The 15,415-nt window shown below is 34.2% G+C and carries 9 protein-coding genes; 5 read left to right on the top strand and 4 right to left on the bottom strand.

Going from position 1 to position 15,415, the window contains the following annotated elements; genetic code table 11:
- Positions 1-19 precede the first annotated feature (19 nt).
- Positions 20-748, bottom strand: a complete 729-nt coding sequence (locus BN1208_RS04305) for a YcjF family protein (protein ID WP_052734634.1) — start codon at positions 746-748, stop codon at positions 20-22.
- Between the two features lie 478 nt (positions 749-1,226).
- The gene (locus BN1208_RS04300; RefSeq protein WP_046488222.1) at positions 1,227-2,003 is read right to left on the bottom strand and encodes a ParA family protein; all 777 of its coding nucleotides are present in this window, start codon (positions 2,001-2,003) and stop codon (positions 1,227-1,229) included.
- A gap of 889 nt (positions 2,004-2,892) precedes the next feature.
- Here BN1208_RS04300 and BN1208_RS04290 point away from each other — a divergent pair.
- Genes BN1208_RS04290 through pepN form a run of 3 tightly spaced genes read left to right on the top strand, consistent with a single transcriptional unit; the run spans position 2,893 to position 8,760 of the window.
- Positions 2,893-3,597, top strand: coding sequence for a hypothetical protein (locus tag BN1208_RS04290; RefSeq protein WP_046488218.1), 705 nt, complete (start codon positions 2,893-2,895; stop codon positions 3,595-3,597).
- On the top strand, positions 3,543-6,119 hold the full coding sequence (gene lanM, locus BN1208_RS04285) for a type 2 lanthipeptide synthetase LanM (protein ID WP_082092836.1): 2,577 nt from the start codon (positions 3,543-3,545) through the stop codon (positions 6,117-6,119). The genes BN1208_RS04290 and lanM overlap by 55 nt, the downstream gene beginning before the upstream one ends.
- Before the next feature lie 7 nt (positions 6,120-6,126).
- A complete protein-coding gene (gene pepN / locus BN1208_RS04280) occupies positions 6,127-8,760 on the top strand; it encodes an aminopeptidase N (RefSeq protein WP_046488214.1) in 2,634 nt (877 codons plus the stop codon).
- Between the two features lie 163 nt (positions 8,761-8,923).
- Here the strand turns inward: pepN and BN1208_RS04275 are convergent, their stop codons facing one another.
- Together BN1208_RS04275 and BN1208_RS04270 are read right to left on the bottom strand one after the other, a co-directional pair.
- Complete coding sequence (locus tag BN1208_RS04275) at positions 8,924-10,012, bottom strand: CheR family methyltransferase (protein WP_046488212.1); 1,089 nt, start codon at positions 10,010-10,012, stop codon at positions 8,924-8,926.
- Positions 10,013-10,533: 521 nt separating this feature from the next.
- Entirely contained in the window at positions 10,534-11,133 is a 600-nt protein-coding gene (locus BN1208_RS04270; protein WP_046488210.1) for an LON peptidase substrate-binding domain-containing protein, read from the bottom strand.
- A gap of 190 nt (positions 11,134-11,323) precedes the next feature.
- Between BN1208_RS04270 and acnB the strand changes: the two genes are divergently transcribed.
- The gene (acnB, locus tag BN1208_RS04265) at positions 11,324-13,888 is read left to right on the top strand and encodes a bifunctional aconitate hydratase 2/2-methylisocitrate dehydratase (RefSeq protein ID WP_046488208.1); all 2,565 of its coding nucleotides are present in this window, start codon (positions 11,324-11,326) and stop codon (positions 13,886-13,888) included.
- A 3-nt stretch (positions 13,889-13,891) separates the two neighbouring features.
- Positions 13,892-15,409: a fumarate hydratase gene (locus BN1208_RS04260; protein ID WP_046488206.1), complete on the top strand. Its 1,518-nt coding sequence runs from the start codon at positions 13,892-13,894 to the stop codon at positions 15,407-15,409.
- Positions 15,410-15,415 lie beyond the last annotated feature (6 nt).

Raw genomic sequence — 15,415 nt, 5'->3', positions numbered from 1 at the left:
AGAAAATTTAATATTGGGGTTAAGCTGGAACATCAGCTATAGTTTTATCTTTTACGAATAATTTTTTAGCACTATCATATTGATTTTTAAAAGTATTTTTTACTTTGGACGTGTCAAAATTGAATAGTGTACCCTCTTTATCAAAATGATCAATGAAAACCCTGCCGAGAGCATATGTTGAGGCATAGGCTGTGCCAGGTTGGACGAGAGCCGAAACAAAGGTGCCAATTCCAGGTATTAACTTAGCTACTTGACCCTGCGTTGCTCCTGCGAGAGTAGTTGCAACGGTTCCTCCAACAAGAGAAGTTATAATTGCAATTACTACTTCTTTCTTAAATTCCACATCATAGACACGACAAATAGAATGTATCATTTTTAATTGAATTGCGCTGATTGCAGCTGTATCGATTATCGGCGTTGGAATGAAACCAGCGGCAGCAGACCAGGTAGACCACTTTTTTACCATTTCCATTGCTAATTGTTTTTGCAATGAATCTATTGTTTGAGGCGATTTATCCTCAGAGACTGTTACTTGTTTTAACTCCTCATCTAGCATTTGCGTCGCGTTAGCCATATTTCTCTCCTCCAGTTTAGGTTGTATCGGTGATTTTTCTGGGTCACCAATGGTGTTATCTGTATCAATTGAAGCTTTTTGATTTGGCAATAATACTCTTCCTTCTTTTTCTTTACTTGGAGTATTGGGAAGTTTCTCCAAAGGGTTAACTTTTATAGTGTTTTTTACTTTCATCAGAAAATATTACACCATCCTAGACATAAGGTACAAACCAATTCAAGAATATTACAGTTGCTTCTGAAGCATCATCCGAAACGTTAAACATTTTGAATCTCCTGATAAAAAATTTAAAAAATGAGGCCAGAAATACGAGAAAAATATTTTTGACCTCAGAATTTAAATTTTATCTTTTCCTACAGAGACTTAAATATTAAAAGCATGGATCATCGTAGGTATTAACAATAGTGTAAACCTTTGAACATGCGCCTAATGTTGTTACAATAGCTTCTAAAGCGTCATCTGAAATGTTATACATCGCAAAACTCCTTATAAAAAATTTATAAAATATTTACATGCTGCAGGAATATAAAAATATCTATAACCCTAATAAAACCTTATCCCTGATTTTTTTAAAAGACAATAAATATTTTTTTGTAAAGATAAAAAGATGTCATAAAACCTTAACAAAAAAATGCTTTCCGCCCTGTGATGATTAAATTTGCGATAAATTTTGCGCATTAACATTAATTATTTTTTTAATAACCTCATCTGCAAGGTCTCGATAATCTCTTGCGGCTTGAGAGGTTGGTGCGTATTCAAGGATGCTCTTTTGAAAAGAAGGTGCTTCAGCCAATCTGATATTCTCATGAATAATGGTTTCCATCACTTTATCGCCAAAATTTTCAATAAGAGAATTAAGTACATCTTTTGCATGTCTGGTGCGGGTGTCAAAACGTGAGGCTACATAACCTAAAATTGATAGATTTTTATTGTATTTTACTTGAATGAAACTTACTTTCTGCATCAATTGATAAACCCCTGCAAGGGACAAGATATGTGTTGTTACAGGGATTAGTATTTTATGGCAAGCAACTAATGCATTTTGGGTTATAAAACCCAAAGTAGGAGGGGTATCAAGTATTACAAAATCATAATTTAGCTCTGTGAAACTAAGGTTTTGTTTAAGTTGCTCAAAATTAGGAGAAACCGATAGAGTAAGGTCTGAAAGCTTTTCACTTGCGGGTATTATATCAACGCTATTTGCACTCGTATTCACAATCAGTTTTTTAATTTTTTGATCAATCGAAAAAAGACTGGAGGAACAAATACCATTTGTTTCAGCATTAAGCCAAAAAGTTGCATTTGCCTGAGGGTCAAGATCAATAATTAAAATTTTAAATTTTTTTTCACCTAAGGCAGCAGCTAAATTGACGACGGTTGATGTTTTAGCACAACCACCTTTTTGGTTGGCAATAGCTATAATTTTCATTGGGTGCCTTGAGCGAATTCTATTTTTTTATAATTAAGTTAAATTGGATCTATCTTAATACATAAAGGGTGTGCGGTGAATTAGTATGTAAAATTATTCAAATAATTAGCACAGAAAGTTAATATATTTATAAATTTAATGGCCTTATTTCGAAGTTTGTGAATATTGTAGAGAGGTTTTTAATATTATTGACCTTTTCTTTGTTTCTTTGTTTTTTTAAAAATTTTCGAATAGAATAATAATGCAGTTGATAAATTTCTTTAACACTTTTTTTTAATTTTGGAGCTAATATGTTTAACGTAACAGATGAATCTCTAGAAATGTTAATGGCGTCATCAAAACCTTGTCAACAATTTTGGACTGTTGTGAACACTCTAATCGATCCATGTTGAGACTTTTTGCTATGACTAATTGTTTCTAAAAAAAGTTTTTTTATGGGTTTTTTTTGAGGATCTACAAGTAAAATAACCCCTACTAATTTATTAATAGGGGTTATTAATATTGCAGGGCGCTTTGGTGATGCTGTCGGACACTTCGTTACCATTTTCGAAAGAGTTCCTGTAGGAATTTTAACTAACAATTAGAATTGAAATAATCCTACATTTTTTAATAATAATAATAATTATTAATAACAATTTTCTATTATTTATACTGCAATCTTATAAAGTACTAGAATACCCTTGGGAAAGTTTAATGAAAACCATCTGTATCCTTGTAAAGCTTTGATTAATGATAGCTGCTTCACCTGAGTGACTGAAGTCTAGATTTCAAAGAGTTGAAATCTATCCCCAATGCACTGAAGAATCAATTAATAGCAAAAACATCATAATTAAATATTTCTAATCAACAATTAATAACATGATTTTTACCGAAGAGAACAATTAACACAATGCTTTCTGCTGAGCAAATTTTTAAAAAAGCTGCCACTATTGATGAAATCCTCTCCGATTCTTTTGAGACGCTTCCTAGTCAAAAAACCGATACTGACATTGCAGCAAAAAGATTAGCAGCTTGGTGCAGGGCATCATCAAATGGAAATTGGAAACAGTTTTCAAATCGTTTAAAAAGAGATGGCTTAGACTACGAGTTTGTGTTATCTCGTTTTGCAACTGTAAAAATCAATCAAGAGAAAACTTTTCCACTCTGGGTGAATGATTCTATTTGGGTTCAGGAGACCTTCCATCAAGAATATGAGCATCTCAGCTTTGACATAACCAAGTCCATTTATGAGCTTCCATTCGAACAATTATTTATAAAAATAGTTGATGCAGCCGAAAAAAAAATAATTGCAGAAAATATACATTATGACGTTTTTAACCAAAAAACTTTTCTTGATAGTATTCGTAAGCAACTTTATAAAAATTTAACTGATTTTGCTGCACCTCTTCTCTTTGAGAAGTTTAAACACTTTAAAAAAATAAATAAAAATAAAAAATACAGAGATAATAAAATTTATATAGCATTTATTGAAGAACTTTTAGTTCGCAATGAAATGATAAAAATTTTCCTTGAGAAACCTGTTTTTCTAAGGCTTATTTCATTCTTGTCAGAAAATGGGTCGATACAAATAATGAATTTATTTCTCGTTTTTTAGAAGATTATGATGCTATTAAGAAACGTTTTTTTCCAGATTTTAAAAATAAATTTCCAAAGTTAAATTCTATATCTGGTCAAATTTCTGATCCTCATAACTCTGGCCACACTGTTCAAATTCTAGAATTTAGTGGCCATTTAAAACTAGTTTATAAACCAAAAGATTGTCGTCTCGATGAAGCCTTCTCTAAATTAGTCAAAAAATTAAATAACTTTAGTCCTCCAACTAATCTTAGACTTCCGAAAATATTTGACCGTGAAATATATGCTTGGACAGAATTTATTGAGCATGCAGCTTCAACAAACCTAAATCAGGTAGAAGATTACTACTATAGAGCAGGGGCTTTATTAAGTTTATTTCATAATTTTGCTGGAACTGATATGCATTTTGAAAATATTATTGCTCATAGCGATCATCCAGTACCCATTGATATTGAGATGATTCTTCAGGGCTCCTTTGCAGAGTTTTTTAGTAAAGATCCTTCTAAAAAAGCTATAAACATGGCAACAACAAAAAGTATAAATTCAGTCATGTCTGTGGGTTTCTTACCATCCTATGTGCGCTCACCAGAGGATGGCATGATCAGGGATTTAGGTGGTTTGAGCCATAGAAAGGATCCAGTGAAGAAAATTATTTGGCATAATTTAGCAACAGATAAATTAAGATATTCTGTAAAAAAATTCCCTGCACCACTATCAACAAACTTGCCCTACATAAATAATAAGACAAAAAATTTAGATGATTTTGCAGCTATTTTTCTCCGGGGTTATAAGGAATATAGCAAGTTTTTGTTGACGACATACAAAAAGAAAAATTTAATTTTTTTTCTTGAAGATTTTAAAAATTTATATGCTCGAAAAGTATTTAGACCCACTCGATTTTACGCGACTCTCATTAGGCGTCTTAAAAATAATTCTTTGATGGATGATGGTATTACATGGAGTGCAGATTTGGATTTTGTTGCTCGATTCAGTGATTGGAGTATCTCTGATGATCCCATTTGGCCGATTCTAGAAAAAGAAAGGAAGGGTCTTGTAGAATTAAACATCCCTGTATTTTTTATGCATGTTGAAAGCAACAAAATTTATAATCACGAGGGATTTATTTTTAATTTTGACTGTATACCTGGATTAGCTCAAGCTAAGACAAGATTAAGTTCTTTATCTAATAGAGAAATAGAATGGCAATCTGAAATCATAAAAGTAAGTACCTTTTCTCAAGTTCAATTTCGAAAAAATATCTCTAAGAATTTAAAATCAAAAAAAATAAAGACTTTTAACCCTGATGAGGTCAATAGGTTTTTCTCAACTGAAGTAAATTCGATAGCTGATACAATCAAAGAATTGGCGATAAGAGAGAGTGGGACAGCCTCATGGTTATGCATAGATTGGGTAGCAAATTCAGAGGTACCGCAGCTTTCACCAATTGGACCAGATTTATACAGTGGAGCATCTGGTATCGCTTTATTTTTTGCAGCGCACTATTCCGTATTTAAGCACTTGGAGAGTAAGGAAATAGCCTTAGAAGCTATTGCGTCAGTCAGATCGGATCTGACTGACAGTAATGCGCAACGATATGCGCGTTCAATTGGAATTGGTGGTGGATCAGGAATTGGGTCTATTATTTATGCATTTAGCTGTATTAGCCAATTACTGGATGATAAATCTGTTTTGGATGATGCAGAAAAAATAGCACTTTTATTGACCGATGATTTAATTAAGATTGACTTTCAGTATGATTTAATGGGCGGCTCAGCTGGTTGTATATTGGCCTTACTGAAGCTCCATCGTATTACTCAGAATAAGGATATTCTCACAAAAGCAATCATGTGTGGAGAGCATTTACTTCGTTCTCAAAGGACTGCTCATGGTAATTATCGATCATGGGTGGCTCAGGGCTTTGGAAAAATTCCTTATTCGGGTCTTGCTCATGGGGCCTCGGGTTTTGCCTATGCACTAGGCCTGCTTGCTAATGTGACCCAAAGAGAAGATTTTGCTACAGCGTCCCAAGAATCCTTGGATTACGATAATTCCTTCTATGATGAAAGTAAATTTAATTGGTTACCAGTCATTTCCAATGAGGTGCAGGGTTCGCGGAGAAAATTTAAAGAACATATATGTCAGTGGTGCTATGGTGCTGCGGGAGTAGGTTTATCCAGAATAGGCTTACTGAAGTTTAGTTCTCATAATAAAACTAACATAGAGAATGATTTAAAAAAATCTTTTGAATCAATTAGCAAGAATCATCAATATTGTGCAGGTGATTCGATGTGTTGCGGAAGAATGGGACATGTTGAATTTCTGAATGAGTTTGCAAGATTTCAAAACAGCAAGCAAATCAAAGAGGAAGCTACTCAAAAATTATCGAAAGTTATTCAAGAATCTCACCAATCCTGCTATCAGTTTGGCGGTGCCAATGATAGTGAGCTTCATCTAAATTTATTCAGAGGCATTGCAGGTATTGCCTACACTGCGTTAAGACAAATTGATTCAAAATTACCCAATATATTAATATGGGAATAGAGCCTTAATGACTTTCTATAGGCAGCAATATAGGGCTCCTGATTTTTTGTGTCAAAAAATTGAGCTTGAAATTAACCTAGATAAAAAAAGTACATTAGTGAGAAATAGAATGTACTTCTATCCAAATCCTAATTCCACTCAAAGGGCTGAAGAAATTGTTTTAAATGGTGAAGATATCTCCCTTGAGGCCCTTAGAGTAAATGGTAAAATTATTAAGTCATTTTCACTACAAAATAACGAATTAAGAATTAAGTCTGCATCAAAACTTTTTCTTGATCCTTTTCAAATTGAAATTTTATCACGATGTCACCCAGAGCAAAATTCCTCATTAAAAGGCCTTTACGTATCAAATAATTTAATGGTAACCCAATGTGAGGCTGAGGGTTTTAGAAAAATTACTTTTTCTATAGATCGTCCAGATATCATGTCGGTGTTCACAGTAAAATTAATAGCTTTAAAGAAGGATTACCCAATTCTTCTTTCAAATGGAAATTTGATCGATGAAGAGAATTTAGCAAATAAAATGCACTCAGCAACATGGCATGATCCTTTCCCAAAACCATCCTATTTATTTGCGCTAGTTGCTGGAAATTTAGCATGCAATGAAAAAGAGATAATTTGTTCCAATGGTGAAAAAAAACTACTTCAAGTGTGGGCTGATAAAGGAAATATAAAAAAAACCACTTTTTGCTTGGATACACTAGAAAATGCAATTCATTGGGATGAATCAAGATTTGGATTAAAGCTCGATTTAGACCGCTTCATGATTGTTGCAGTTGACGATTTCAACATGGGCGCTATGGAAAATAAAGGCCTCAATATCTTCAATTCTTCTGCAATATATACTGATCAGAATCTTTCCTTAGATCAGGATTACGTTTATACAGAAAGAATTGTGGGACATGAGTATTTTCATAACTGGACTGGAAATAGAGTCTCGTGTAGGGATTGGTTCCAATTAACCCTTAAGGAGGGTCTAACAGTATTCAGAGATCAGGAATTTTCATCGGATCGTTTGTCAAAACAATCTGGAAAAGATGTGAGACGAATTAATTTTGTAAATTCTCTTCGATCGAGCCAGTTTAGTGAGGACGCAGGTCCAATGGCTCACCCTATCCGTCCAGATTCATATGAAGCTATAGATAATTTTTATACATCTACAGTTTACTCCAAAGGAGCCGAGGTAGTGCGGATGATACATACTATACTTGGTGAGGACAAATTTAAGCATGGCATGGATTTATATTTTAAGAGACATGATGGGTGTGCTGTCACATGTGATGACTTTGTTGGTGCAATGCAAGATGCAAGTCAAATTGATTTGAGTCAATTTATGTTGTGGTATTCAACTCCAGGAACTCCCATCTTAAGTATTCAGGAAAACTTTGATTCTAAAAAAAATATATATTCGCTGACACTTATACAATCAAATAAGTTAAATCATGTCAGCAAAAAACCTGATTTACATATCCCAGTAAAAATTAAATTCATTTCACCCAATTTGAAAAAACCAGTCTGTCAAAATGGCATAAGTTTTAACAAAGAATATATTTTAAATATTACTAAAAAAAAGACAAAAATAGAATTTCAACAGATAAACGCAAAGCCAATATTATCAATAAACCGCGGATTTTCGGCACCGATCATTATTGAATATGAGCAGACACAAAAGGATTTGTTAGAGCAATTAGCCTACGAGGATGATACCTTCAACACCTGGGATATTATTCAGCGTACATATTGTTTGATCATATTAAATAAACAAAAATTTGGTAAAAAGTTTTTAGCTATTTTAAAAAAAATACTATTGAGAGAGGATTTGGATGTAGGATTTAGGTCAACTCTATTTAATTTGCCTACAGAGAGTTTTTTGGCACAAAAGTTCGATGAGTATGATCCTGAGGCACTGTTAAAAAATATACATTTTTACAAGAAACAGTTGGCTCAACTTTTTGAGTTGGAATGGCTCAAGCTTTTCGATGCAATGAATGACGGTAAAAAATACGATTTAACCCCAGATCAGATCAATAGAAGAGCACTTAAAAATAAATGTTTAGACATGTTACTTTGGTGTGATATCGATCAGTATGAACATCTTGCAATTAAACAATATTTTTCAGCAGACAATATGAATGATAGGTGGTTTGCATTATGTCCTTTGGTCCTTCAATCAAGTAAGAACTTTGAAGGAGTGCTAGATGATTTCTATCATCAATATAAAAATATTGATATGTTGATTGATAAGTGGTTCTCAGTTCAGGCTACTCAATTGCCAAAAGGTCCAGACTATATTGACCAAATAAAAAAACTTCAAGCACACCCTGATTTCAACATCAAAAATCCAAATCGTGCTAATAGTCTCTTATCTAGCTTCTCTTACATCAACACCTTTGCTTTTCATAACCTTAACGGGAGTGGATATCAATTTTGGGCAAAAAGCGTGTTGACCCTAGATAAAATTAATCCACAAGGAGCTTCATTTCTTGCTAAACGGGGATTAGATAGTGGTCATTGGGATAAATTACATAAGCAATGCTTCTACAACCACATTGATGAACTTTTTAAAAATAAAAATATGTCCAAAAATCTTCTAGAAATAGTTCGTCTTATTCAAAACATAAAGAGAAAAAATTCACTATAACCTAAATACCTAAAAAAAATGTGATTCGCAGAATATGAAAGGTAAATATTTCTACACCCAACTAATTCACCTAAAAATACTTAATATAATGTTACCTAACTGCTCGGTAGGGATTTACATTATCTGATAAGATTTTATTAATAGTAGACTAGAAAAAAAGTGACTAGTGAAAATGATATATATTTAAATGACAATACGATCGACATCTATATTCAATATTTTGAGGGTCCTCACTGGCACCAAGAATAATACCACCTCGAGAATTGCTAAGGCTTTTTGATAATTCAAGTAACAAATTATTTCTCCCTTTTCCGTCGAAATACCCTAAAACATTTCTTAAAAAAATATAGTCAAAGGAAAATAATTTTTCCCCTACATGAGATTTAAGATTATATGTTTCGAAATGCACAAAATTCTTAATTTTCTTTTCAATTGCAAAATTATTCCCCTTTAATTTCTTTAAATACTTATCTCGGAAATATTTTGGTAAATCGTTAATCTCATCAGCTGAATACACTCCTGCCTGTGCTTTTTGTATCATTTCTTCGGAATAATCTGTTGCGTAAATTTTAATTTTCCAATTACCCTTATTATAAAAAAATTCTTTAAGAAGCATTGCCAATGTATATGGTTCTCGCCCGTCTGAGCAGGCAGCAGACCAAATTTTAATTTCTTTTTTTTCTTCATTATCCTCTAAAAATTTTTTTAACTCTTTTTGTAAAAACTCATCAAATACTTTTCTATCACGATAAAATAGGGTGTCGTTAGTTGTAAAATAGTCGTAAGCGATCTTTTCAATTTCTGGGTGGCTCCCTGAAGTGATTTTCTCAATAAGAGTTTTAGTGTCTTTAATTTTTAGTTTTGCTGTGATGTTATGTAATTTACTTTTTATCATCTCATCAGAATTAACATTAATTCCTGAATTTCGTTTAATTTTTTTTCTAATCTTATGTATTAACTTTTTTTCCTCACTCTCTGAGTTAAAACCATCCTTAATCTTATCTGTGGAACATTTTAGCCATTTTATTTTTTTTGATTTATCCTGGAATCCAAACTCAATTTCATTAGTCTCATTTACAATATTTCCTTTTTTGCCGTCAATGGCTAAATTAGTCGTATAGACCCATGCTCTTAATAATTTTGATCTAACCCTAATCCATATCATCTCCTTTTTGAGATTTTTCAGGTTTTCCCGCTTAGCCCCATATGAAATTTTTAAAGGTTGAGTAAATGTTTTTTCAATTATTTCCATTTTTTTAATACTTTAGTAATGTAATTTTAATTTACTGTAGTTTTTCTTTTGAGGTTATTTTCAACTCGTATCTCGTTAGGCATATTTGCTTAGTTTTCAAATTTATATAAGCCTGAACAATCCTTTTACTAATCTTTTTGGAAATCTTTCTCGTCCAAATGATTAGTGGGTGCTAAAGAGAAATAAATCTCTTAAGAGTTATGAACATTCTAATATTGTAGCCCTATTCCTGCTAGTAAATAATCCATGGCTCTTTAACCAACCTAGTAAATTTTAGTGATCACATTAATTACATAAACTAAATTTTCTTTGGTTCATGTAGTCAAGAACTTTATAATTTAAGGGTTTCAGCCCTGCCATACTGACCCTTTTGCCATTTTTGCAAAAAGATATTAAATCTTGAGAGAATGTAATTCTCAATTTACCTCAGAATTACCTAAATTTTTGAGTCTCGAGAACTTTTTAAGGCTTATGCCCAAATTTCTTGATCCACCTGATAGCTAGCTAACCTTTTTTGCAATTTAATTTATTGCATCATTAATAAGCTCTAATCTCACAATCGGACTATCAATCTGCATTAAACGCTGTTTATCAATAAGGGGTATATCTAACAATTCAACCCATCTATTTGACACCCACGTGGCATTTTCGTATTCATATGGTTTCATGATGGGAATATCTCGTTCTGATATACCTTGCTGAGGTAATGATTCAATTAAACGTTTAAGACTTTCACTTACTTTTTTTAAATCGTCAGGAATTGGAATTTGTAAATCATTATTTATGTTTGATACCTCGCCTATAACTAGACCATCTTCTTGAATTGTAAATCCATTGACTTTAATCCTGTTGCTACCCTGACAGCTAATCATAATTAGATCTTCTTTTGAAACATCTGCGTCTAAAATATCTACTAAGGTTCCAACGCTGGCGAAGGGTAAATGATCTGTCATACCTGCCTTTTTTTCTGGCAACACTGCAACAATACCAAAGCTAGTATTTTCTCTAAGACATGTTTTGGTCATGTCTAAATATCTTGGCTCAAATATACGTAAGTTCATAATGCCTTTAGGGCAAACAACTACATTGAGCGGAAAAAGAGGTAAATTATAAAAAGTCATATTTAAAAAGACTATTTCAGTCCTGTTTCGTTCAAGTTTTAGCTGATAAAAAGTGATGTGTGTTACAGGTTTGTAGTTGCCTTATTTAAAGTATCCTGCCGCCATATTCTATTGATTTATCTTTTAAGATCAATGTAATAGCTTTATACTAAGAGATACAAATTATTTTTTTAAAGCCCATCTAAATCCAATGATCGATGATTACAAAAAAGAAGCTGCTGAGCGATTAAAAGAGGATCTTCCGCCTCTTCCTTTGACAGCAAAACAAACCGCAGAACTCGTAACATTATTAAAGTCACCCGATACAAAAGATACCCAGACGCTGATGGAATTATTTTGTCATCGCGTTCCATCAGGTGTTGATCAAGCTGCATATATTAAGGCTGCCTACCTTACAGATATTGCAAAGGGAATAGAAAAGTCTTCGCTTATTTCGCCAAAGTATGCAATTGAATTACTAGGAACCATGGTAGGGGGTTATAACGTTCAATCACTTATTTCTCTTTTAGATTCAAATCTTGCTGATAATGTCGTAAAAGTTTTATCTCATACCATTTTAATTTTTGATGCATTTCACGATGTGAGTGAAAAAGTAAAGTCAGGTAATAAAGCCGCAATGAACCTAATGGAGTCATGGGCGAATGGCGATTGGTTTATAAAAAAACCTGCATTACCTAAAGAAATAAAAGTACTGATTTTCAAAGTGGATGGCGAAACAAATACCGATGATCTGTCGCCTGCGCAAGAAGCTTGGTCGAGACCAGACATTCCATTGCATGCAAAAGCGATGTTAATCAATAAAATGCCAAACGGCATTAAAACAATTCAAGACTTAAAAGCAAAACAATTACCCTTAGCTTATGTGGGTGATGTTGTGGGAACAGGCTCATCTCGGAAATCGGCAATTAATTCTCTTCAATGGCATATGGGCATTGATATTCCTTTTATTCCAAACAAAAGAACGGGTGGCATTGTATTAGGCAACAAGATTGCACCTATATTCTTTAATACAGCAGAAGATTCCGGCGCACTTCCTATTGAGTGTGATGTCAGCCAGATGAAAACCGGGGATGAAATTACTATTCAGCCATTTGAAGGAAAAATTGTAAATAGTAAAAATGAATCCATTGCTACATTTAATTTAATGCCATTTACACTTGCAGATGAATATCGCGCGGGTGGCAGAATACCTCTTATTATTGGTCGAGGATTAACTTCTAAAGCAAGAGAGTTTTTAAAATTATCTCCAAGTACTTTATTCTTAACTCCTGCACCAGCAGTCTCTTCTAAAAAAGGATTTACGCTTGCACAAAAAATGGTAGGTCGAGCTTGCGGCTTGCCTGCAGGGATTGGTGTGAGACCTGGCACATATTGTGAGCCAAAAGTTACATCTGTTGGTTCTCAAGATACAACGGGAGCTATGACAAGAGACGAATTAAAAGAGTTGGCTTGTCTCGGATTTAATGCTGATTTAGTCATGCAAAGTTTTTGCCACACAGCAGCTTATCCGAAGCCTGTAGATCTTAAATTACAACACGAGCTTCCCGAGTTTATGTCGAGCAGAGGAGGCGTTACTTTGAGACCTGGGGATGGAATTATTCACTCTTGGCTTAATCGTCTTTTACTTCCGGATACTGTAGGCACAGGTGGTGATTCCCATACGCGCTTTCCTATAGGTATTTCATTTCCAGCAGGCTCAGGGCTCGTAGCATTTGCAGCAGCCATGGGGGCCATGCCAATTGATATGCCTGAATCAGTTTTGGTGAGATTCAAAGGCAAGATGCAGCCAGGCATTACACTGAGAGATCTGGTGAACGCTATACCATATGCAGCTATTAAAAATGGTGATCTCACAGTTGTAAAACAAAATAAAAAAAATGTTTTTAATGGACGTATTTTAGAAATCGAAGGTTTGCCTGATCTAAAAATTGAGCAAGCATTTGAATTTGCTGATGCATCAGCTGAGAGATCTGCAAATGGGTGCACGGTAAAACTTAATAAAGAACCGATTATTGAATATATCAAATCGAATATAGCGCTTATTAAAAATTTAGTTGATAACAATTATGAAGATAAAAGAACATTATTGCGTCGTATGAAAGCGATGGAAGATTGGTTAAAAAATCCAACATTATTAGAAGCGGATAAAGACGCTGAGTACGCAAGTATTATTGAAATTAATCTTGATGAAATTAAGGAGCCATTAATTGCATGTCCAAATGACCCAGATAACATTAAGCCCTTGTCTGAGATTGCAGGTAATAAAATTGATGAGGTATTCATTGGAAGTTGTATGACTAATATTGGACATTATCGTGCAGCAGCTAGAGTACTTGAAGATACCGATAAAATTCCAACACGATTATGGATTGTGCCTCCTACTAGAATGGATGAAACAGAACTTAAGAAAGAGGGCGTATATGAAGTCTTCAATAAAGTAGGCGCTCGAACAGAAGTACCTGGATGTTCACTCTGCATGGGAAATCAGGCGAGAGTTGGTGATGGAGCGCATGTTTTTTCAACAAGCACACGAAATTTTGATAATCGCATGGGAAAAGATGCGCAAGTGTATTTGGGTTCTGCAGAGCTCTCAGCAGTTTGTGCTGCTTTAGGAAAAATTCCAACGCTTGATGAATATCTTGCTATTAATAATCAAAAACTTTCAAAAGATTTAGATTCAATTTATCGGTATTTAAATTTTGATCAGATGCCAGAATATAAGCCAAAAAAAGTAATCGAGATTACTGAAATCTAATATATGAAGACTGTAATTCAAAAAGAAGATTTTATCGAGAGCATCAGTGATGCTTTGCAATTTATTTCTTATTATCATTCAGAAGACTTTATTTTGTCCATGCGTGAAGCGTACGAAAAAGAAACTTCTGTTCCTGCTAAAGATGCCATGCTTCAGATTCTTACGAGTTCAAAAATGAGTGCCTTAGGCCATAGACCTATATGCCAGGACACAGGCATTGTGATTGCCTTTGTTGAAGTTGGAATGAATGTAGAGTGGATATCAGATCTTTCAATTGAAGATATGGTGAATGAAGGTGTTAAACGTGCTTATTCAAATCAAGATAATCCTCTCCGCCCGTCGATGGTCTCAGATCCTGCTGGCAAGAGGCAGAACACAAAAGACAATACACCCGCAATCACGCACGTGAAGTTAATCAAAGGGGACAAAGTAAGTATCTCTATCAATGCAAAAGGTGGAGGCTCAGAAAATAAAGCTCAATTCATAACACTCAACCCATCGGATAGTATTGTAGATTGGGTTTTAAAAGTCATTCCTGAGATGGGAGCGGGCTGGTGCCCACCTGGCGTGATTGGTATCGGCATTGGCGGGTCTTCTGAAAAAGCAATGTTAATGGCAAAAGAGTCACTGATGTTACCGATTGATATTCAGTCACTCGTTAAGCGTGGTGCAAAGAATAAGACTGAAGAGTTACGCATTGAACTTTATAATAAAATAAATCAGCTAGGTATAGGCGCGCAAGGCTTTGGTGGTCTAACCACAGTACTTGACGTTAAAATCATCGATTATCCGTGTCACGCTTCGTCATTGCCAATTGCATTAATACCGAATTGTGCAGCAACGAGGCACACACATTTCATCTTGGATGGCAATGGTCCGGCACATTTTAAAATACCGGATTTAAATTTATGGCCTCAAGATACTTGGGCCGCTCAAAAAGATGCTAAAAGAATTAATCTTGATTCTATTGATAAAGCATCAATCGAAGAATGGAAAGAAGGAGACTTACTTTTATTAACTGGAAAATTACTTACTGCAAGAGATGGTGCGCATAAGAAAATTGCTGACCTTCTTGAGAAGGGGGAAGCTTTACCTGTTGGGGTAAACTTAAAAAATAAATTTATTTATTATGTGGGACCTGTTAATGCTGTTCGCAATGAAGTGATAGGCCCAGCAGGACCTACCACAGCCTCTCGTATGGATCAATTTATGGAAATGATGTTAGCTGAGTTGGGTATCATGGGCACGATTGGAAAAGCAGAACGCGGTGAAAGTGCCGTTCAGACAATCAAAAAATATCAATCCGTTTACTTGAGCGCAGTAGGGGGTGCGGCTTATCTAGTTTCAAAAGCCATTACTTCATCTAAGATAGTTGCATTTCCTGAATTAGGCATGGAAGCCATTTATGAATTTGAAGTAAAAGATATGCCTGTGATGGTATCTATCGATACCCATGGTAAGTCTATTTATTCAGAAGCCCCATCTCGATGGAAAAATAAATCTATACCTATCAACTCCTAAGAATAA

It is taken from the genome of Candidatus Methylopumilus planktonicus, assembly GCF_000981505.1.
GTDB classification, from domain to species: Bacteria; Pseudomonadota; Gammaproteobacteria; order Burkholderiales; family Methylophilaceae; genus Methylopumilus; species Methylopumilus planktonicus.
Note: the sequence above shows the minus strand (reverse complement) of the source record. Positions and strands in the feature narration are given on the sequence as shown.

Bases quoted from the DNA above. Each gene is read 5' to 3' on its own strand.
- BN1208_RS04305 (WP_052734634.1), bottom strand. From the start codon at position 748: ATGAAAGTAAAAAACACTATAAAAGTTAACCCTTTGGAGAAACTTCCC.
- BN1208_RS04300 (WP_046488222.1), bottom strand. From the start codon at position 2,003: ATGAAAATTATAGCTATTGCCAACCAAAAAGGTGGTTGTGCTAAAACA.
- BN1208_RS04290 (WP_046488218.1), top strand. From the start codon at position 2,893: ATGCTTTCTGCTGAGCAAATTTTTAAAAAAGCTGCCACTATTGATGAA.
- pepN (WP_046488214.1), top strand. From the start codon at position 6,127: ATGACTTTCTATAGGCAGCAATATAGGGCTCCTGATTTTTTGTGTCAA.
- BN1208_RS04275 (WP_046488212.1), bottom strand. From the start codon at position 10,012: ATGGAAATAATTGAAAAAACATTTACTCAACCTTTAAAAATTTCATAT.
- BN1208_RS04270 (WP_046488210.1), bottom strand. From the start codon at position 11,133: ATGACTTTTTATAATTTACCTCTTTTTCCGCTCAATGTAGTTGTTTGC.
- acnB (WP_046488208.1), top strand. From the start codon at position 11,324: ATGATCGATGATTACAAAAAAGAAGCTGCTGAGCGATTAAAAGAGGAT.
- BN1208_RS04260 (WP_046488206.1), top strand. From the start codon at position 13,892: ATGAAGACTGTAATTCAAAAAGAAGATTTTATCGAGAGCATCAGTGAT.